A 19,211-nucleotide genomic window follows, 5' to 3' on the forward strand; every position below is an offset into this window, starting at 1 on the left:
TGACAGCATCACTGTCATGCACCGCGACCAGCGAGCCGCGCAGATCGCCGCCCTCCACCCGCACGACGACGCCCGCGAGGTCTACCGGATCCTCGTGACGCTGGAGTTCCCCTGGGACATGAACCAGGCGCTCTCGCTCGCGCTGTTCCGGACCTACGCCGTCCCCTCGGTCGGCAGGCTGCTCTTCGAGACCGGCGAGTTCACCGAGCGCACCCAGAAGCGCTACGACGACACCGCGCTGCTGCTCGACGCGATGCTCACCGACGGCCTCGACGGCACCGACGGCCGGGCCGCGTTGAGGCGGATGAACCAGATGCACGCGATGTACGACATCAGCAACGACGACATGCGCTACGTGCTGGCGACGTTCGTCGTGGTGCCGCTGCGGTGGGTCGACGCCTACGGCTGGCGCCGGTTCACCGAGCATGAGCGGCAGGCGACGGTCCACTACTACCGCGACCTCGCGCGCCACATGGGCATCCGCGACGCGCCCGACACCTGGCAGGGCTTCTGCGAGCTCCTCGACGCCTACGAGGTGGCCCACTTCGCGTACGACGCGGGGGCTCGTGCGGTGGCGGACGCGACCCTCGACCTGGCCACGACCTTCTCGCCGCTGCACCTGCTGCCCCAGGACGTCGCGCGCCGCTCCACCCTGGCGCTCATGGACGACCCGCTGCTCGACGCCTTCGCCTACCCGCGCCCCTCTCCCCTGCTGCGGCGCGCGACCCGGGCCGGCGTACGCCTGCGCGGACGGGTCCTTCGCCACTTCCCGGTGCGCACCACGCCGGTCACGTCTGCGGACCTGCCCAACATCCGCAGCTATGCCGACGGCTTCGACGTGCGCGAGCTCGGCACCTTCCGTCCGGCCGCCTCGGGCTGCCCCCGCGCCGGCTGACCCGGCTCAGTCGCGGGTGGCGATCGAGTGCGCCAGCGCCGCGAGGTGACCCAGCCGGGCGATCTCCGACTCCAGCACCTCGGGGCCGCCGCGGCGACCGAAGATCACGATGTCGTCGGGCGAGCCCAGGGGCGCACCGGCCACGACGGTCGAGGTCCAGCGCTCCCACCCCTCGGGGATCTCCAGCCGCTCGGCCCGCTCGAGGGGGAACCACGCGTCGGCGGCGCCGTCGGCGGCCTCCGGCGCGGCGGAGGTGCGGTGGACGTGCTCGACCCCGTCACCGGTGCGGCGCACGCGCATGCCCCAGTCGGCGCGGAAGGTCAGCGGCAGCAGGTCGACCAACGAGTCCAGGGCTGCCTTCGGATCGGTCGTGAGCTGCTCGACCGCCTCGAGGTCGAGGAAGAGGTTCCCGCCGGCGGCGTAGCGCGAGATCCACATGACCGACACGCCGTCGAGGCTGCCGCAGGCCGACACGACCGAGTCGGGCATCTGACCGGGCGCCAGGTCGAGCAGCACGTCGTCGACCGCGAAGCCATCGCGCCGCTCGACGATCTCGATCGCCCCGATGTCGCCGCCCGCCTCACCGATCGCGGACGCCACCCGGCCCAAGGATCCGGGGACGTCGGGCAGCTCCACACGGAGTAGGTAGGTCACGGTGCCTCCCTGGGCACATCGGCTGCTTGCGAGCTGACCCTATCGGTCGCCGCGCTCGGGACCCGCCGCCAGCACCGCACGGCGCACGACCTCGTAGCGCGGCCGGCGCCGCGGGCCCTCCCCCAGGTGGGAGGCGACGAGGGCCACCTCGTCGACGTCCCACCACGGTCCGCGGTAGGTGTCGAGCACCCGCACCCAGGCGACGACGTCGCGCGCCCGGGCGAGTCGGCCGAGGGTCAGGTGGGGGCGCAACCGGCCCCCGTCCGGCGCCGCTCCGACGTGCGCGGCGCCCGCCCGCACCCCGGCGGCGAGCCGATCCAGCTCGGTCACCCCGCGCTCGTCGGTCTCGGCGCCGGCCCACACCACCTTGGCGTCGGCCACCCCGGGGAAGGCGCCTCCCCCGGCGACCCGCATCCGGAAGGAGGTACGCCGAGCCGCCGCGGCATCGAGGGCCTCGACGAGGTCGTCGACCACCCGGTCCGGGACGGCCGGCAGGAACGCCAGCGTGTAGTGCCACTGCTCCGGGTCGCTCCACCGCAACCCGCTGCCGGCCCGTGTCGCCGTACGCCGGGGCTCCCAGAACTCCGCGAGGTCCTCCACCGCGGCGAGCGGCGGCTGGACGGCCACGAACATGCGCATGCCCCCAGCCTTGCAGGCCGGGTCAGGCCGGGCCTGCGCTAGGAGCCCACGGGGTCGAAGCGGTAGCCGATGCCGCGCACGGTGCGGATCCAGTTCGCTGCGGGGGCGTGGGCGCGCAGCTTGCGCCGCAGGTTGGCGACGTGGACGTCGACGAGGTGCCCCGGGGACTCCTCGCCGTGCCAGATCTCGCGGACCAGCGTGGCGCGGTCCTGGACCACCCCGCCGTGGCGGGCGAGCCAGTGCAACAGGTCGAACTCGGTGCGGGTCAGCGGGAGGACGGTGCCGTCGATCCGGGCGTCGCGACGCGTCGCGTGCACGACGAGCCCGCCGCCACCCTCGATCACGCCGTCGCGATCGGCGCGGGAGCGCTCGAGACCCTCGAGCACCGGAGGCCGTCGGTAGAGCGCGGAGACGCGGGCCCGCAGCTCGCGGGTGGAGAACGGCTTGGTCATGTAGTCGTCGGCCCCGACCTCGAGGCCCATCAACCGGTCGGCCTCCTCGGCGCGCGCGGTCAGCATGATCATGTAGGCGCTGCTGTGCCGGCGGATCCGGCGGCACAGCTCGATCCCGTCGAAGCCGGGCAGGTTGAGGTCCAAAGTGACCAGGTCGGGCTCGTGCTCGTCGAAGGACCGCAGGGCCGACTCGCCGTCACCGGCCACCCGGACGTCGAACCCGACCTGGGCCAGCACGCTGCCGACGAGCTCGCCGACGTCCGCGTCGTCCTCGACGACCAGTGCCGTGCGGTGCTCCATCGCCCGCTCCTCCCTCACCCGATACCCGCGCGATGCGAAGCGCGGGTACGGTCGCCCTCCACGACCGCACCCGCGCGCCTCTGGGACTCCGGTCCGCAACGGTGTCAGGGAGAGGATCGGCCGGGCGACGGCGCAGGACAAGGTTTCCGTCCGGAACTTGCGCGAACCTTGCGGTGGCTCAGGTGCGGGCGGGCTCCAGGTCACGGCGTAGGTCGGCCACCCGGACCTGCTGGCGCCGACGGGCGGCCAGCACGCTCACGGCACCGGCGGCGCCTGCCCAGACCAGCAGCACCACCACGGCACCGGCGGCCGAGGCCGGCGCGTCCGGCACGAGCACGGGGGTGACCACGCGCGCCAGCGCCGAGACCGGCAGCAGTCCGTCGAGTGCGGCCAGCGGCGCCGGTGCGGTCTGGATCGGGACCAGCCCGCCGAGGGTCACCACCTGGAGTGCGGTGAACACGATCAGCGCGATCCACCCGCGGCGCGGACCCGAGACGGCCACGAACGCCTGGGCGACGGCCGCGAAGACCGCACCCCCGAGCGCGAGCGCCGCGACCAGTCCCAGCCAGCCGCTCAGGCCGGCAGGAGAGCCGGCCAGCCACACCGTGGCCACGACCACGAGCAGTGCCTGACCCAGCCCGAGCAGCCACGCCGGTCGCAGACCACCCAGCACCACGCGGTACGCCGGCCCAGCGCGCTCGGCGAGGGCCTGGGGCAGTGCGGGGCGCACGAGGAACGTGACGAACGCGCCGATCCACAGCGCGAGCGCCACGGCGGCCGGGGTGAGCGAGGTCTGCAGGTCCACCGGGTCACCGACCCGCTGGTTGGTGCTGCGCACCGGTTGGCTGACGACCTCGGCCATGTCGCCGGCTTCCGACGGGTCCTGCGAGGGCACCTGCTCGGCACCCTCCGTGAGGCCGGTCGCCAGCTGCTGGGCGCCGTCGCGGAGCTGACCGGTGCCGTCATTGAGCTGACCCGCTCCGGTGGCCAGCGCACGGGCCCCGTCCCCGGCGACGCTCGCGCCGGTGGCGAGCTCCGCCGTGCCGTCCGCCAGCTGCCGGGCACCGCCCGCGAGCTGCGTGGCACCGGTGGCGGCCTCACCCGTGGCACCGGCCAGCTGCCGGGCGCCCCCGGCGAGCTGCTGGATCCCCGCGCGCAGCTCGGGCGCCGCCGCGGCCAGCTCCTGCGTGCCGTCGGCGAGCTGCTCGGCACCGCTGGCGAGCTCCGCCGCCTGCGCACCACCGGAGCCGGCGGCCGCCCGCGCGATCGTGCACAGCCGGGGCGCCTGCAGCGCGAGCAACGGTCGGGTGCGGCAGGCCTGCGCCCAGTCGGCGACGAGGTCGGCGTAGACGACGACGCCCTCGGCGAGCTGGCCGGCACCGTCGGCGAGCTGCTGCGCCTGACCCGGCAAGGTGCGGGTGCGCTGCGCCAGCTCCCGCGATCCGGCCGCCAGCTCACTGGCACCGGTGTCGAGCTGACGCAGGCCCCCGGCGAGCTCCTGCGCGCCCGACGACAGCTCCGTCGCCCCGCCGGCCAGCTGCGCGGCCCCGGCGTCGAGCTCGCCGAGGCCATCCGCGAGCTCGGCGGCGCCCTGCCCGGCCTGCGCCACCCCGGCGCCGAGCTGGCCCGCCCCATCGGCGAGCTGACCGGCCGCACCGGCGGCCTTCCCGAGCTGCTTGCCGACGGTCGCGGTCTGGGTGAAGACGCCCTCGAGGTAGCGCGCCGTGATGAACCGGCCCAGGCGGGCCGAAGCGATCGTGCCGATCTGGTCGCTCACCTGCGCCACCACGGGACTGGCGGCGTCGTTGCTGCGGACCGTGATCTCGGCGGCCGACGGGTCCCGCCCCGCGATGCCCGCCAGCGTGCGGGAGAAGTCCTCCGGGATGGTGACGACCGCGAAGTAGCGGCCCTCCTGCAACCCGGTCAGCGCGTCGTCGGCGTCGGCCAGCTCCCAGCCCAGGCTGCGGTCCTCCTCCTGCGCGGGCGAGGTGAGCTCGGCGGCCAGGAGACGTCCGGCGTACACCGTCTGGGCGTTCGTGCCCTTGCCCTGGGTGACCGGCTCATCGAGGTTGACGACCGCGGCCGGGATCCGCTCGGTCGCGGCGTCCCGGTCGCCGAAGGACCACAGCACCAGTCCGGCGAAGAGGGCCGGCACGGCGAGCGTGCCGATCAGGACGCGGGTCAGCCAACGGGGGACCATGACGACTCCTCGGTCGGGGTCGGGGAGGGAGCGGAGACGAACGCCCCCAGGTCGAGCACCGGGCGCCGGGCGCCGGGCGGCGGGTCCTGTGCGGCGGTCACGACGCTCACCCCGAGGGCGGCGATGCGGGCCAGCAGCTCCCACCGATCGGCGCGCACCGCGGCGTCGGCGTCGGCGTCGAGCCCGTCGACGAGCAGCAGCGCGCCGGGGCCCGCCTCCTCGGCCCAGGCGAGCAGGGCGTGGCGTGCGGGGAACTGCGCGAAGTAGGTCGCCGTCCGCCGGACCGCGGCGGCCTCGCCGGGGAGCACCCGGTCGCCCACGACGAGGGTGCCGTCGGCGATGGGGAGCCGCCCGGCGTACGCCGCGAGCAGCGCCCGGCGGCGCCAGCGCTCCGCACCGACCACGACCGTGAGCTCGCCGGGACGCACGAGGTGGTGGACACCGGACACCACGACGCGGTCGCGCTCGTCGCGGATCTCGAGGTCCTCGGTCCGCACGGCAACGGCACCGTGCTCCTCGACCCACTCCTGATGGGCGACGTGCACCTCGACGCCTGTGCCCTCCACGTCGAGCACCGGCAGCCGGCGGTCGAGCCAGCGCGGGAGCCGCCAGGCCCGGTCGCCCAGCATCGTGAGCACGGCCGGCACCAGGCTCATCCGCACCACGAACGCGTCGACGAACACCCCGACCGCCAGGCCGAGGGCGATCGGCTTCACCGCCGCGTCGGCATGCGGGACGAACGAGGCGAAGACGGCGATCATGATGATCGCGGCGGCCCCGACCACGCGGGCGTTGGCCGCGAACCCGTCGGCGACGGCGGCGCGCGCGTCACCGCCGTGCACGTACTCCTCGCGCATCCGGGAGACGAGGAACACCTCGTAGTCCATCGCCAGGCCGAACAGCACGCCCATGAGGATGATCGGCAGGAACGACACGACCGGTCCGGTGCGGGTGACGTTGAGCAGCTCGGCGAGGAAGCCGTGCTCGAAGACCAGCGCGACCGCGCCGAACGACGCGGCCACCGAGAGCAGGTAGCCGACCGTCGCCTTGATGGGGACGGCGATCGAGCGGAACACGATGGTCAGCAGGACCAGTGACAGCCCCACGACCACGATGCCGAACGGCACGAGGGCGGCGCTGAGCCGGTCGGAGATGTCGATCGTGACGGCGGTGTGGCCGGTGACCCGCAGGTCGGTGACGTCGTAGGCCTGCTCCAGCTCGGGGGCCACCCGACGGATCTCCCGCACGAGCTCGGCGGTGGCCGGGTCGGTCTGCCCGGTCTCCGGCACGATCTGGACGATGCCGAGGTCGGCGGTGCGGTTGGGCGTCGCCAGCGCGACCACGTCGACGCCGTCGAGCTCGCCCAGGTCGGCGGCGAGGTCCTCCATCACCCCGATCGGGTCCAGCGTGCGGATGATGTCCACGGTCACCAACAGCGGGCTGTTGAACCCCGGGCCGAACGCCTCCGAGACCCGGTCGTAGGTGACGCGCTCCGGAGCGTCGGGCGCGGCGGTGCCGTTGTCGGGCAGCGCCAGCGCCAGGCTCTGCGCCGGGAGCGCGAGCGCACCGAGTGCGACCACCCCGACCACGAGGGTCCACACGGGCCGGGCCGTCACCAGGGCGACCCAGCGGCGCGCCGCGGGTGCGGGCTCGGCCGGCGCCGGATGGGACGTACGGCGGGGACGCGGACGCAGGCGCTCGCCGGCCAGCGCGAGGATGGCGGGGGTCGCGGTGAGGGCGATGAGCACAGCGACGGTCACGGCGCCGGCGGCTGCGAAGCCCATGACGGTGAGGAACGGGATCCGCGCCGCGACCAGCCCGCACAACGCGATCACCACGGTGACGCCGGCGAAGATGACCGCGCTCCCGGCGGTCGCGAGCGACCGGGCGACCGACTCCGCGACCCCCATGCCGCTGCGCAGCTGCGAGCGATGGCGGGAGACGATGAACAGCGCGTAGTCGATGCCGACCGCCAGTCCGATCATCAGCGCGAGCGTCGGCGTCGTGGTGTTGATGGTGGTGAAGGCGCTGACGATCAGGAGCCCCGCCATCGCCACCCCGACGCCCAGGACGGCGGTGACGATCGGGATGCCTGCTGCGAGCAGCGACCCGAGGGTCAGCGCCAGCACCAGCAGCGCGACGCCGACGCCGACCGCCTCGGTCCACGACAGCGGCGTCGAGGTCTCCGCGAAGACCTGACCGCCGAGGTCGACCCGGAGGGCGGAGTCCTCCGGCACGTCGGTGGCGGCCTGCTCGAGCGCGTCGAGGACCGCGTCGTCGACCTGCTCGAGGCCGATCGCGAGCTGCACCTGCGACAGCGCGTGCCGCCCGTCGTCGGAGACCGCCTGCGCCGCGGCCTGAGGTCCGTCGTCGAACGGGTCGGTCGCGACCCGCACGAGCTCGAGGTCGCCCAGCTGCGCGACGATCCGGCCGATCTCCGCGCGGTGGTCGGCGACACGCTCGCCCTCGCCGACGGAGAAGAGCACCTGGCCGGAGGTGCCGGCGAGCTCGGGGAAACGGTCGCCCAGCACGTCGATCCCCGCCTGGCTCTCGGTGCCGGGAATGCTCAGGTCGTCGGTGAGCTGGCCCCCGCCGACAAGTGCGGCGCCGCCCAGCACTCCCAGGACCACGACCCACGCGACCAGCACCCGGCCGGCCCGGCGCGCGACGAGATGACCGAGTCGGTAGAGGGCGGTCGACATGCCGATACACTAGTGTATTGAATGCGTCGGCGTATCCTGCGGGCGCGTCACCTCGGTCACAGCGGCCGACAAACCCGACGAACCCGACGAACCCCCTTTCCGACCCCTCCGAGGCGGTGAACCCCCAGGTGCCTGGCTCCACGGCCGCGACCGCACGCACGACCCGCAGCCGCGTCAACACCCGTCAGCGGCTCCTCGAGGCGGCGGCGACGGTCTTCGCCCAGAAGGGCGCGAACGGCGTGACCGTCGACGAGCTCACCACGGCGGCAGGGTTCAGCCGCGGGGCGTTCTACTCCAACTTCTCCAGCATCGAGGAGCTCTTCCACGCCGTCGTCGAGCTCCAGGCGCGCCAGCTGCTCGACAACGCCCGCGCGCTGGTCCAGCACCTCGACGAGGACTGGTCGGCGGAGTCGCTCGGGCTCGTGCTGCGCGGGCTCATGCCCGAGGACCAGTCGTGGTTCCTGCTCCAGCAGGAGTTCACGGTGCAGGCGATGCGCTCCGAGCGCACCCGGGAGGCGTTCGCGACGATGCACGCCGGACTGCGCGGGGAGATCGAGGAGATCGTCGCCTCCGGACTGGCGAAGATCGGCCGGCGTCCGGTGGTGCCCATCGGACATCTCTGCGAGACGGTCGTCGCGCTGTTCCTGCACGGCATGGCCAACGACCACCACAAGGCTGGTGTCCTCGACTCCACGACCGCCGCGAGCGAGGTCCTGCCGCACGTGCTGATCGGACTCTCCGAGCCCGCCTGACTCAGACTGCTTGGGCCGGGCCGAACGTCATCGCCAGGTTGGCGATCGTGGTGCTGAACAGCGCCCGCTTGGGCAGGCCGAGCCCGGCCAGGTCGCGCGCGATCGGGTGGTCACCGAGCCGCAGCCGCGCGCCGCCGGGGCGGCTGCGCACCCCGGTGGGGTTCATCTCCCAGGTCGTCGCGCGGGTGACCCCGTCGAGGTGGGAGTACGCCGTGAGCGCGAGGCCGAGACCCGGCGCCGGCAGCGGGAGTCCCCGGCCGACGCCGAACTCGCAGACGCGGCGACCGTCGAGGTCGACGCGGGTCGTCCTCCGCGACCCGGTGAGGTCGGTGACGAAGGTCCCGACCTGCTTCGGGAAGCCCCAGATCCCGCGCCCGGCCGCGCACGTGAACTCCCCATCCACCGGCAGCTCGTGGATCAGCACGCCGGCGGCACCCGAGCGCAGCGCCCGCCACGCGTCCCGCGGCCGCGCGGTCACCGGCAGCGCGGCGTCGTGACGCGCCACCAGCACCGCGACGCCGAGCTCGTCGTAGGGACCGAGGTCGTTGTCGACGTACTTCACGAACACCAGGCCGACCATCGCCCGCCCTGGCAGGACCGGCAGTGCCCGTAGCCCCGAGTCGGCGATCAGCCGCTGGGTGCGGTCGTGCGGGACGGCGTACATCGCGGTGAAGGCCTCGGCGCGACGGACCTGGACGGGCAGGCTCACCTCGCGGCCGAGCACCTCGACCGAGGCGGCGGAGGAGCGGCTGGCTCGGGCGGAGCGGGAGGGGTCCACAACCGCCGAGTGTGCCGAATCATGGCGCGAAGCGCCAGGGATGCACGACGATGGAGCCCATGGTCGGCACGCACCCGGGGACGCAGCGGTGGTACGTCGTCCCCGTCGCGGCGATCGGGGTCTTCGTGCTGGCCGTGCTGTCGATCCGGCTCACGCCCGCCACCACGGTCGCTGCCTGGTGGCCGGCCAGCGGAGTGACGATCCTCGCCCTGGTCACGCTGCGCCGCGGCCCTCAGTGGAGCGCGATGCTCGCCCTGGCCGGCGTGGCGGTCGCGGCCGCGAACCTCACCGGCGGCCGCGGCCTCGACACTGCGGCCGGGTTCGGGATCGCGGCCGTCGTCGAGGCCGCCGTGGTGATCGCGGTGCTGCGGTCGCGCACCGCACCTCGACCCCTCAGCCTGGCCCGTCCCACCGACCTCGTCCGGCTGTTGTGGGGCACGGCGGCCGGCGTCGGCGCGGGCTTCGTCGTCGCCGCGCTCACCGCGTTCGTCACCGAGGGCGCCTCGTTGTGGGACGTGGCGCCGTACCTGCTGACCCACGCCTCCGGGATCCTGCTGGTCGCGCCGCTCGGCTTCCTGGACGGACTCGCCCCGGTGGCCTGGCGGCACCGCGAGACCGCCCTGCAGTGGGCGTTGACCCTGGGCGCCACCGCCGTCGTCTTCGCCCCCAGCCAGCCCTACCGGCTGTCGTTCGCGCTCTTCCCGTTGCTCGTCTGGGGCGCGCTGCGGGTCGGGGTGCGCTCGATGGCCTACCAGCAGCTGGCGTTGGCGGTCCTCGCAGCGTCGCTCCTGCGCATCGACGTGATCCTCCTCGACCGCACGGAGGACCTGCACGAGCATCTCGTGCTGATCCAGGCGTTCCTGATCGCCGCAGCCGTCATCGTCCTGCCCCTCGCGGTGGTCGTCGACCAGCGCCAGGAGCTCAACCGGCGGATCAGCGAGAGCGAGGAGCTGTTCCGCCGCTCGTTCCGCGAGTCGCTCACCGGCATGCTGATGATGCGCCGGGAGCCGACCACCAGCGGGCGCACGCCGCTGGCCATCTTGGACCTCAATGCCACCGCCGCGGAGATCCTCGGCGGCACGAAACCCGAGCTCCTGGGTCAGGACTGGGCGGCGATGATCGCCACGGACGACCTCTCGCAGGTCGTCGCCGAGATGGAGATCGGCCTGCGGTCGGGATGGACCGAGGAGGTCGACCTGGTCGACCGGCGTCGACGCGTGCAGGTGGCTCTCTCGGTCCTGAGCGGCGGCGCCTCCGACGGTGTCTTCGTCGCGCAGATGGTCGACGTGACCGCGACGCACGAGGCGGCCCTCGACCTGCGCACGGAGCGTGACTTCAGCGCCGCGATCCTCAGCACGACGGCCAGCCTGATCCTCGTCGTCGGAGTCGACGGCCTCGTGGTCGGCATGAACCGGGCCGCGGAGACCGCGACCGGTTTCGCGGAGACGGAGGTCATCGGAGAGCCCGTCTGGTCGAGCCTGGTGCCGCCCGAGGAGCAGCAGACCGTGCGGTCCTGGTTCACGACCCCGACCGGCGTGCCGTCCGCCCACGAGGGCAGCCTCGCGACCCGCAGCGGCGGCAGACGACAGGTCGTCTGGTCCTGCTCCTACCTGCGCGATGACCGCGGCACCCCCACCCACGCCGTACTGACCGGGCTCGACGTGACCGGGGAGCGCACCACCCGGCAGCTGGTGTCCCACCTGCTGGAGGCGGCGTCGGCGACGGCCATCATCGGCACCGACCTGGACGCGGTCATCACGGTCTTCAACCGCGGGGCAGAGGAGCTGCTCGGGATCACGGCGGCCGAGGTGCTGGGCGTCGCGACCCCGGCCCGGTTCCTCGACGATGTCGAGCTGGAGACGCGGAACGCGAGCGCCGACCGCATGGAGGAGCTGCTGCGCCGGCTCGCCGACGACGCGGACTCCTACACGGACTGGACGTTCCTCACCCGCGACGGCGACCGGCGGATCGTGGCCCTGGCCGTGAACCGGGTGCGCGACTCCCTGGGCGAGCAGATCGGCTACCTCATCGTCGGGCGCGACGTCACCGAGCTGCGCGAGCAGAACGAGCTGCTGGAGAGCGCCCTGCGCAAGGAGCGCGAGGTCGTCGAGAACATGCGCCTGCTCGACCAGGCCAAGGACGACTTCATCTCCACGGTCAGCCACGAGCTGCGTACGCCGCTGACCTCGATCGTGGGCTACACCGAGATGCTGCAGGAGGGGATGGGCGGCGAGGTCGCCCCCGAGCAGGACCGGCTGCTCGACATCGTGCGGCGCAACGCGGAGCGGCTGACCACCCTGGTCGAGGACCTGCTCACGCTCTCGCGCATGGAGGCCGGCTCGTTCGCGCTCGAGCGGACGACCCTGGACCTGCGCGAGGTGGTCGTCACCGCTCAGGACAGCCTGCGACCGCTCTTCGAGAGCCGGGACGTGGCGGTGGAGTTCGACCTGCCCGCGACGAGCGTCCTGGTGACCGGCGACCGGCTCCAGCTCGAGCGGGTGATCCTCAACCTGGTCAACAACGCGGTGAAGTTCACCGAGGACGGCGGGGCGGTCACCTGTCGGCTCACGGTCGAGCCCGGGGCGGAGCACGCGCGGCTCGTCGTGTCCGACACCGGCATCGGCATCCCCGAGGCCGACCTCGGGCAGCTGTTCACCCGGTTCTTCCGCAGCGCCAACGCCCAGGAGCGCGCCATCCAGGGCACCGGCCTGGGGCTCTCGATCGTGCACCGGATCGTCGAGGCGCACGGTGGCACCATCGCGGTGGAGTCACAGACCGACGTCGGGACGACGTTCCGGGTGGAGATGCCGTTGCTGGGCGCCACCGCTGTCGCGGTCCGCAGCGACGTCGCCGGGGCCTGACGGTCAGAGGCTGCGGCGCACCGCGGCCAGCGACGACAGCGCGGCGTCGGCCGCCCGGCGCCGGCCGCGCACCGCGCCGAGCAGGTCGAGGAGGTCCTGCATGCCGACGGCCTCCTCGCGGAAGAGCGTCGCGTGTCCGGCGACCTCGCCGACCCGCTCGAGCGCCTGCTCCTCGGGCATGCGCACTTCGAGCTCGATGCGGTAGACGGCTTCGGTCGCCTGCGACCCGGGGTCGCGGTCGGCGACCGTGGCCGCCCAGTAGTCGTCGGTGGCGGGGTCGCGCACGACCACCCGCTCGCCCGGCTCGAGGGGACGGAGCAGACCAGCATCGCCGTGGCGCACGACCAACGACCGACTCCGCCGCGTCAGCAGCGGGACCGACGTCTCGACGAGCTCCATGCGTGTCCTCCATGTCATCCGAGTGACGCCACGCGAGGTGGCGCTGGACGGGACAACGAGGCGGACCGGCGAGAGGTCACGCACCGCCGGAGGAGACATCCGGGGGAAATTGGAAGCGGTCCGCGCCGACGGGGGAGGCGACGCGGACCGCGATGCCGGTGGAGTCTCGGGTCTCCGCCGACATCTGAAGCATGCCACGGTCCGAGGGCCGCGGACCAGCGTGTGCGGAAACCTTGAGGATTCGTTGCAGATTCACCTACACAGGCCGTCGGGTGTCGCCTCGAGCTGGTCGTCCGGTGCGTCCGGCTCGGTGCTCGGGCCGGGACCGCCCGGACCCTTCGGTCCACCCCCGCTGCCCGGCTGGTCCGCGGCCCGGATGGCGCCCTCGGCGTACGGACCCAGGGGCTCGTCGGCGCGGATCCGCTCCCACAGCCCCTCGGCCTCGGGGGTCCACTCCAGCCGTCCCGGCTGGGTCGTCGACTCGACGAACGGCACGGTCACGAACTCGATGTTGTCCAACCCGATGCCGGCGAACTGGCGCGCGAGCTGGGTGAGGTCCCAGACGCCGCCGAGACCGGGGTCGATCGTGAGCGACGCGGTGGCGGCGTCGAGGAAGCTCAGCAGTCGGTGGGGTTGCAGCAGCATGTCGGCCGACACGACCTGCGCGGCCATCGACGCGACGAACGCCTGCTGGCGCCGCATCCGCCCGATGTCGCCGGTGCGGGAGAGGTTCTGCCGCTCGCGCACGTAGTCGAGCGACTGATCGCCGTCGAGCTTCTGCACGCCGGCGTCGAGGAAGATCCCCTTGTCGGGGTCGTTGACCGCGAACGGGATGCAGACCTCGACCCCACCGATCGCGTCGACCATGCGCTTGAAGCCGGTGAAGTCGATCTCGACGTGGTGCTCGATACGCACCCCGGTGAGCTGCTCGACCGTCTGGATCAGGCAGGCCGCCCCACCGACCTCGTAGGCCTCGTTGAACATCACCTGCGTCTCGCCGGGCACGACCGTGCCGTCGGCCAGGGTGCAGTCGGGGCGGTCCACGAGCCCGTCGCGCGGCAGCGAGACGCCGTACGCCCGCCGCCGGTCTGCCGAGAGGTGCATGAGGATCGTGACGTCGGCGCGCTCGGAGTCGGCGGCCTCCTCGTCGATCGCGTTGTCGCCCTCGCGGCTGTCGGAGCCCATCACCAGGATGTCGAGCGGCAGGCGCGGTCCGTCCTCGACCTCGTTGGTCGGCCGGTCGGTGAGCTGGGCGTCGTAGTCCGCGCGGGTGATGTTGGCGTTGAGGTGCCGAACGAGGGCGTAGGCGCCGAGCCCGGTGACGAGCAGGAGCGTGACGAAGATGCCGATCGTCACCTGCCAACGCCGGCGCCGCCACCACACGGGCGACCCGGCAGCGGCCTCCCCTCCGGAGGCGTCAGCGCTCACCGAGCCACCCTACGGGCGCACGGTGGCGACGACGGTCGGCTCGCTGCGTCCGCGCAAGGTGACGGGCTCGCCGCGCACCCAGTGCGCCGCTTCCTCCTCGCCGGCCTGCTCCACCGAGGTCCAGGCCGCGAGCACACATCCGTCGACCTTCTTGGCCAGGTCGGTCAGGCGCGCCGCGGAGTTCACGGCGTCACCGACGACCGTGTATTCGAAGCGCTCCTGGTGGCCGACGTTGCCGGCGACCACCTCGCCGGTCGCAACGCCGATGCCGACGCCGATCTCCGGCACCTCCTCGGCCAGGCGTACGGCGATCGCGCGCGCCGTCGCGAGCGCGGAGGCGGCGTGGCCCGGGCGCTCGACCGGCGCACCGAAGATCGCGAGCACGGCGTCGCCGATGAACTTGTTGACGAACCCGCCGCGGGCGTCGACCTCGTCGACCACGACGCCGAAGAACCGGTTGAGCATGGCGACGACCTCGGTCGGCGTACGCCGTTGGGTGAACCCGGTCGAGCCGGCGAGGTCGACGAAGAGCACCGACGCGACCCGGGACTCGCCGCCCAGCTCGACCTCGGCCGCCGCGGCGGCCTCCGCCACCTCGCGTCCGACGTGGCGGCCGAACATGTCGCGCAGGTGCTCGCGCTCGCGCAGCCCCTCGACCATCCGGTTGAAGCCGGCCTGCAGCAGGCCGAGTTCGGTGCCGTCATAGACGGGCACCGTCACGTCGAGGTCGCCCTCCTCGACGCGTTGGAGGGCGCGGCGCACCGACATCACCGGCGCGACGACGGCGCGGGCGTTGAGCACCGTGACGAACAGGCCGAAGACCAGCACGACCGCGGCCACGACGAGGACGACCACGGCGAGCCGGGTCAGCGTGTAGTCGTCCTGCACGATCGCGAGCAGCCCCGCGAGGAAGAGACCGATGACCGGTGCGGCGGTGCCCAGGAGCCAGAACAGCACCATCCGTCCACCGACGCCCGCGCCCCGCAGCCGCCGGACGGCCTTGCCCTCGAGCGCCCGGGCGGCGACCGGGCGCAGCGCGAACTCGCTGAAGAGGTAGCCGATAGCGCAGACCACGACGCCCGAGATCGCCAGCGTGATGGCGGTCGAGATCGTCCGGTCGGGCTGATAGACCAGCGCGAGCGTCGTGAAGACCACCCACCCACCGGCCCACAGCAACCCCTGGCCGGCCGTGAGCCGGCGCGGGATGAGCAGTGTCTTGCGCCGTTCCTCCTCGGTGGGGCTGCGGTCCTCGATGATCCAGGCGGTCGCGCGCAGCGCGAGCGCGCCGAAGACGACCGCACCGATCAGCACGGCCAGGCCGACGTAGACGGGCACGCCGATCGCCAGCGAGAGCACCGTCGCCTTGTTGGCGGCGGGCGTCGGCACGACGAAGCCGGTGATGATGACGACCAGCCCGGCGCCGATGACGTGGGTGGTGATCAACAGGACCGTCAGCAGCAGCTGGACCCGGATGCGCAGGACCTTCGCCGACTGGTCCGGCGACCCGAGGATCCGCGCGCCGAACGCGGCCGCCCGGTTGTGGCGGCGCAGGGTACGGCGGATCGAGGTCACGGCGTGACGGTAGCGCTCCGGACGCTCCTGCGTAGCCTGCCTCGATGGACAGTGACGTAAGCACCGACGACCTGCGCCACCTGGCGCGTTGCATCGCCCTGGCCGCCGAGGCCCTCGCCGACGGCGACGAGCCGTTCGGATCGGTGCTGGTCGGCGTCGAGGGGACCGAGCTGTTCGCCGACCGCAACCGGGTCAAGGGTGGTGATGCGACGCAACACCCCGAGCTCGCCATCGCCCGGTGGTCGGCCGCGCACCTGACGCCCGAGGAGCGGGCCACGGCGACCGTCTACACCTCCGGCGAGCACTGCCCCATGTGCGCCGCCGCGCACGGATGGGTGGGACTGGGCCGGATCGTGTATGCCGCCTCCTCCGCGCAGCTGGCCGGGTGGCTGGCGGACTGGGGTGTCCCGCCGGCGCCCGTGGCGGCCCTGCCGATCACCGACGTCGCGCCCGGCGTACGGGTGACGGGACCGGTGCCGGAGCTCGCAGCGCAGGTGCGGGCCCTGCACGCCGCACGGTTCGGGAAGGCCTGAGCGTCAGGAGCGGACGAGCCGGGAGATGGCGGCGACCGCCTCCTGCAGCTTCTCCTCGGCCTCGTCGCCGCCGGCACGGGCGGCGTCGACGACGCAGTGGCGCAGATGGTCCTCCAGGAGCCCGACCGCGACCCCTTCGAGGGCGCGGGTGATCGCGGAGATCTGGGTGAGGACGTCGATGCAGTAGGTGTCCTCCTCGACCATCCGGTGGATGCCGCGCGCCTGACCCTCGATGCGGCGCAGACGGGCGAGGTAGCGCGCCTTGTCGGGGGTGTAGCCGTGCGGCGGGGCGGGCGCGTCGGTCATCGGGCACTCTCCTCGAGTTCGGCGGCGCGGAAGCGGCGCAACCGCAGGCTGTTGCTCACCACGAACGCGCTCGAGACCGCCATCGCGGCGCCGGCGAGCATCGGGTTGAGCAGCCCCAGCGCGGCCAGGGGGATGGCGGCGGTGTTGTAGGCGAACGCCCAGAACAGGTTCGACTTGATCGTGCCGAGCGTGCGGCGAGAGAGCCGGACGGCGTCGACCACGGCCGCCAGGTCGGCGCGCACGAGCGTGATGTCGGCCGCCTCGATGGCGACGTCGGTGCCGGTGCCCATCGCCAGCCCGAGGTCGGCCTGCACGAGTGCGGGCGCGTCGTTGACACCGTCGCCCACCATCGCGACGACCCGGCCCGCGTCCTGCAGCGCGCGCACGACGTCGACCTTCTCGGCCGGCAGCACCTCGGCGTGCACCTGCTCGATGCCCACCTCCGCGGCCACCTGCCGCGCGACACCTGCCTGGTCACCGGTGAGCAGGACCGGGGTGAGCCCGAGCTCGCGGAGGCGGCGTACGGCGTCGCGGCTGGTCGGCTTCACCTCGTCGGCAACGACGAGCACACCGCGCGCGGCCCCGTCCCAGCCGACGGCGATCGCCGTGCGGGCCTGCTCGCCGGCTTCGGCGACGAGCGCGTCGAGCTCGGCCGGCACGGACCACCCGCGCTGGGCGAGGTGCGCGGGCCGGCCGGCCACGACCCGGCGCCCGTCGACGACGCCCTCCACGCCGAGCCCCTCGGTGTTGGCGAAGTCCTCGACGCCGGGCAGCGAGCCGAGCTCCGCGCGGGCACCGGTCGCGATGGCGCGGGCGATGGGGTGCTCCGAGGCGTCCTCGAGCGCTCCGGCGTACCGCAACAGCTCCTCGCGCTCGGTGCCGGCCAAGGGCTGGGCGTCGACCAGGGCCATGCGGCCCGTGGTCACCGTGCCGGTCTTGTCGAGCACGACCGTGTCGATGCGCCGGGTCGACTCCAGCATCTCGGGACCCTTGATGAGCACGCCGAGCTGGGCGCCGCGGCCGGTGCCGACGAGCAGCGCCGTGGGTGTCGCCAGGCCGAGCGCGCAGGGGCAGGCGATGATGAGGACCGCGACGGCGGCGGTGAAGGCGGCGCTCGCGGGGAAGCCGGCTCCGAGCCAGGCACCCGCGGTGGCGACGGCGATCGCGATGGCGATCGGCACGAACACCCCGGAGATCCGGTCGGCGAGCCGCTGCACGTCGGCCTTGCCGGACTGCGCGGCCTCGACCAGCCGGGCCATCTGGGCGAGCTGGGTGTCGCCGCCGACGCGGGTCGCCCGGACGACGAGCCGGCCACCGGAGTTGACCGTCGCGCCGACCACCGCGGAGCCCTCCGCGACCTCGACGGGCACCGACTCGCCGGTGAGCATGCTCTCGTCGATCGCGGACCGACCGGCGACGACGACGCCGTCGGTGGCGATCTTCTCCCCCGGGCGTACGACGAACTCATCCCCGGCCACCAGGGCGGAGATCGGCACGGTCTGCTCGACCGGGCCGTCGAGCCCCGGGCGCAGGACGGCGACGTCCTTGGCTCCCAGGTCGAGCAGCGCGCGCAGGGCCGCACCCGCCCGTCGCTTCGAGCGCTTCTCGAACCACCGTCCGGCCAGCACGAAGGCGATCACGCCCGCCGCGACCTCGAGGTAGATCGCCGAGGCCCCGTCGGTCGGCTCGACCGTCAGCTCGAAGGCGTGGCGCATCCCGATCTCACCCGCGGCGCCGAAGACCAGGGCGTAGACCGACCACGACAGTGCAGCGAGGGTGCCGACCGAGATCAGGGTGTCCATGGTGGCCGCGGCGTGGCGCAGGTTGACCCACGCGGCGCGGTGGAACGGCCATCCCGCCCAGAGCACGACCGGCAGCGCCAGCACGAGCGAGATCCACTGCCAGCCCGGGAACTGCAGGACCGGCACCATCGCCAGGGCGATGATCGGTACGGCGAACGCCCCCGCCAGCACCAGGCGGCGGGTCAGCGTGGCGAGCTCCGCGTCCTGGCGCGCCTCTGCCTCCTCACCCGCGCGGGGCAGCGCGGCCGTGTAGCCGGTCTGCTCGACCACGGCGATCAGCGCCGCGGGGTCCAGCGGACCGGCGCCGGTCACGTGGGCCTTCTCGGTGGCGTAGTTGACGCTCGCGGTGACGCCGTCGACACGGTTGAGCTTCTTCTCCACGCGCGCGGCGCAGGCGGCACAGGTCATCCCGCCGATCTCGAGCTCGATCTCAGTCATGGTCCATCGACTCCTCGTCGTCGCCCGCCGGCTCGACCCGCTCCTGCCAGCGGTCGACCGCGTCGTCGGGCACGACCGCCCCCGCGACGGCGTACGAGACACCGAAGAGGGCGATCAGACCGGCGAAGAACGTCGCCAGCCGCGCGCGGGCGCTCACGAGCGGCGGACGGCGGCGTACCCGGCCTCGTCGACGGCGGCCACCACGGCCGCGTCGTCGAGGGGGGCGTCGCTCGCGATCGTCAGGACACCGGTCTCGGCGCTGACCTCGACGCCGGTCACGCCGGGCAGCTGGCCGACCTCCTCGCGCACGGCGGCCTCGCAGTGCCCGCAGGTCATCCCGGTGACGTCGTAGGTCGTGGTCGCGCTCATAGCTCTCGTCTCCTCGTGGGTCGGTCGGCACCTCGTCCGGACGCCGCATCAGGTTCAAGGTACCCCCAGGGGGTATCTATTCCCAGCCGGCCCATCTTGAGCGAATCTGGCGCCAATCCGCGGGACCCGTC

Annotated in this window: 17 protein-coding genes; 4 read left to right on the plus strand and 13 right to left on the minus strand. The window is 73.4% G+C overall.

Annotated features, from left to right (window positions below; genetic code table 11):
- Positions 1-16: 16 nt before the first annotated feature.
- A complete protein-coding gene (locus J2S59_RS04460) occupies positions 17-895 on the plus strand; it encodes an oxygenase MpaB family protein (protein WP_068120104.1) in 879 nt (292 codons plus the stop codon).
- 6 nt (positions 896-901) lie between these two features.
- Here J2S59_RS04460 and J2S59_RS04465 read toward each other — a convergent pair whose 3' ends face one another.
- The 5 genes from J2S59_RS04465 to J2S59_RS04485 form a co-directional block, all read right to left on the minus strand.
- Positions 902-1,549 carry an ACT domain-containing protein gene (locus tag J2S59_RS04465; protein ID WP_068120106.1) on the minus strand — a complete coding sequence of 216 codons (648 nt, stop codon included), beginning with the start codon at positions 1,547-1,549 and terminating at the stop codon, positions 902-904.
- A 39-nt stretch (positions 1,550-1,588) separates the two neighbouring features.
- Positions 1,589-2,188 (minus strand): RNA 2',3'-cyclic phosphodiesterase, encoded by a 600-nt coding sequence (gene thpR / locus J2S59_RS04470; protein WP_068120108.1) that lies wholly within the window; start codon positions 2,186-2,188, stop codon positions 1,589-1,591.
- Between the two features lie 38 nt (positions 2,189-2,226).
- Positions 2,227-2,940, minus strand: coding sequence for a response regulator transcription factor (locus J2S59_RS04475; RefSeq protein WP_306824849.1), 714 nt, complete (start codon positions 2,938-2,940; stop codon positions 2,227-2,229).
- A gap of 178 nt (positions 2,941-3,118) precedes the next feature.
- Positions 3,119-5,140, minus strand: coding sequence for a YhgE/Pip domain-containing protein (locus tag J2S59_RS04480; protein ID WP_068120904.1), 2,022 nt, complete (start codon positions 5,138-5,140; stop codon positions 3,119-3,121).
- Positions 5,122-7,842 (minus strand): MMPL family transporter, encoded by a 2,721-nt coding sequence (locus J2S59_RS04485; RefSeq protein WP_068120906.1) that lies wholly within the window; start codon positions 7,840-7,842, stop codon positions 5,122-5,124. The genes J2S59_RS04480 and J2S59_RS04485 overlap by 19 nt, the downstream gene beginning before the upstream one ends.
- 128 nt (positions 7,843-7,970) lie before the next feature.
- Here J2S59_RS04485 and J2S59_RS04490 point away from each other — a divergent pair, with 128 nt between their 5' ends.
- Positions 7,971-8,594, plus strand: coding sequence for a TetR/AcrR family transcriptional regulator (locus J2S59_RS04490; protein ID WP_181641972.1), 624 nt, complete (start codon positions 7,971-7,973; stop codon positions 8,592-8,594).
- Between the two features lies 1 nt (position 8,595).
- Here J2S59_RS04490 and J2S59_RS04495 read toward each other — a convergent pair whose 3' ends face one another.
- Positions 8,596-9,372 carry an acetoacetate decarboxylase family protein gene (locus J2S59_RS04495; RefSeq protein WP_220138451.1) on the minus strand — a complete coding sequence of 259 codons (777 nt, stop codon included), beginning with the start codon at positions 9,370-9,372 and terminating at the stop codon, positions 8,596-8,598.
- A 59-nt stretch (positions 9,373-9,431) separates the two neighbouring features.
- Between J2S59_RS04495 and J2S59_RS04500 the strand changes: the two genes are divergently transcribed.
- Positions 9,432-12,233, plus strand: a complete 2,802-nt coding sequence (locus J2S59_RS04500; RefSeq protein ID WP_068120910.1) for a PAS domain S-box protein — start codon at positions 9,432-9,434, stop codon at positions 12,231-12,233.
- A 3-nt stretch (positions 12,234-12,236) separates the two neighbouring features.
- Here the strand turns inward: J2S59_RS04500 and J2S59_RS04505 are convergent, their stop codons facing one another.
- The 3 genes from J2S59_RS04505 to J2S59_RS04515 all read right to left on the minus strand — a co-directional run bounded on the left by J2S59_RS04505 (position 12,237) and on the right by J2S59_RS04515 (position 15,632).
- Complete coding sequence (locus J2S59_RS04505; protein WP_068120912.1) at positions 12,237-12,632, minus strand: SH3 domain-containing protein; 396 nt, start codon at positions 12,630-12,632, stop codon at positions 12,237-12,239.
- 252 nt (positions 12,633-12,884) lie between these two features.
- Positions 12,885-14,060, minus strand: a complete 1,176-nt coding sequence (locus tag J2S59_RS04510) for an LCP family protein (RefSeq protein WP_181641973.1) — start codon at positions 14,058-14,060, stop codon at positions 12,885-12,887.
- 9 nt (positions 14,061-14,069) lie between these two features.
- Positions 14,070-15,632, minus strand: coding sequence for an adenylate/guanylate cyclase domain-containing protein (locus tag J2S59_RS04515; protein ID WP_306824850.1), 1,563 nt, complete (start codon positions 15,630-15,632; stop codon positions 14,070-14,072).
- Positions 15,633-15,676: 44 nt separating this feature from the next.
- Between J2S59_RS04515 and J2S59_RS04520 the strand changes: the two genes are divergently transcribed.
- Positions 15,677-16,165 carry a nucleoside deaminase gene (locus J2S59_RS04520; protein WP_068119207.1) on the plus strand — a complete coding sequence of 163 codons (489 nt, stop codon included), beginning with the start codon at positions 15,677-15,679 and terminating at the stop codon, positions 16,163-16,165.
- 3 nt (positions 16,166-16,168) lie between these two features.
- Here J2S59_RS04520 and J2S59_RS04525 read toward each other — a convergent pair whose 3' ends face one another.
- The 4 genes from J2S59_RS04525 to J2S59_RS04540 are packed head-to-tail and all read right to left on the minus strand — an operon-like array spanning position 16,169 to position 19,080.
- Complete coding sequence (locus J2S59_RS04525; protein ID WP_068119204.1) at positions 16,169-16,471, minus strand: metal-sensitive transcriptional regulator; 303 nt, start codon at positions 16,469-16,471, stop codon at positions 16,169-16,171.
- On the minus strand, positions 16,468-18,711 hold the full coding sequence (locus J2S59_RS04530; RefSeq protein WP_306824851.1) for a heavy metal translocating P-type ATPase: 2,244 nt from the start codon (positions 18,709-18,711) through the stop codon (positions 16,468-16,470). The genes J2S59_RS04525 and J2S59_RS04530 overlap by 4 nt, the downstream gene beginning before the upstream one ends.
- The gene (locus J2S59_RS04535) at positions 18,704-18,868 is read right to left on the minus strand and encodes a hypothetical protein (RefSeq protein WP_181642205.1); all 165 of its coding nucleotides are present in this window, start codon (positions 18,866-18,868) and stop codon (positions 18,704-18,706) included. The genes J2S59_RS04530 and J2S59_RS04535 overlap by 8 nt, the downstream gene beginning before the upstream one ends.
- Complete coding sequence (locus J2S59_RS04540; RefSeq protein WP_068122330.1) at positions 18,865-19,080, minus strand: heavy-metal-associated domain-containing protein; 216 nt, start codon at positions 19,078-19,080, stop codon at positions 18,865-18,867. The genes J2S59_RS04535 and J2S59_RS04540 overlap by 4 nt, the downstream gene beginning before the upstream one ends.
- Positions 19,081-19,211: the final 131 nt, after the last annotated feature.

This window comes from Nocardioides massiliensis (assembly GCF_030811215.1).
In the GTDB taxonomy this organism is placed as follows: Bacteria; Actinomycetota; Actinomycetes; order Propionibacteriales; family Nocardioidaceae; genus Nocardioides_A; species Nocardioides_A massiliensis.

Coding starts and splice junctions, on each gene's coding strand:
- J2S59_RS04460 (WP_068120104.1), top strand. CDS start 17: ATGCACCGCGACCAGCGAGCCGCGCAGATCGCCGCCCTCCACCCGCAC.
- thpR (WP_068120108.1), bottom strand. CDS start 2,188: ATGCGCATGTTCGTGGCCGTCCAGCCGCCGCTCGCCGCGGTGGAGGAC.
- J2S59_RS04475 (WP_306824849.1), bottom strand. CDS start 2,940: ATGGAGCACCGCACGGCACTGGTCGTCGAGGACGACGCGGACGTCGGC.
- J2S59_RS04480 (WP_068120904.1), bottom strand. CDS start 5,140: ATGGTCCCCCGTTGGCTGACCCGCGTCCTGATCGGCACGCTCGCCGTG.
- J2S59_RS04485 (WP_068120906.1), bottom strand. CDS start 7,842: ATGTCGACCGCCCTCTACCGACTCGGTCATCTCGTCGCGCGCCGGGCC.
- J2S59_RS04500 (WP_068120910.1), top strand. CDS start 9,432: ATGGTCGGCACGCACCCGGGGACGCAGCGGTGGTACGTCGTCCCCGTC.
- J2S59_RS04505 (WP_068120912.1), bottom strand. CDS start 12,632: ATGGAGCTCGTCGAGACGTCGGTCCCGCTGCTGACGCGGCGGAGTCGG.
- J2S59_RS04520 (WP_068119207.1), top strand. CDS start 15,677: ATGGACAGTGACGTAAGCACCGACGACCTGCGCCACCTGGCGCGTTGC.
- J2S59_RS04525 (WP_068119204.1), bottom strand. CDS start 16,471: ATGACCGACGCGCCCGCCCCGCCGCACGGCTACACCCCCGACAAGGCG.
- J2S59_RS04530 (WP_306824851.1), bottom strand. CDS start 18,711: ATGACTGAGATCGAGCTCGAGATCGGCGGGATGACCTGTGCCGCCTGC.
- J2S59_RS04540 (WP_068122330.1), bottom strand. CDS start 19,080: ATGAGCGCGACCACGACCTACGACGTCACCGGGATGACCTGCGGGCAC.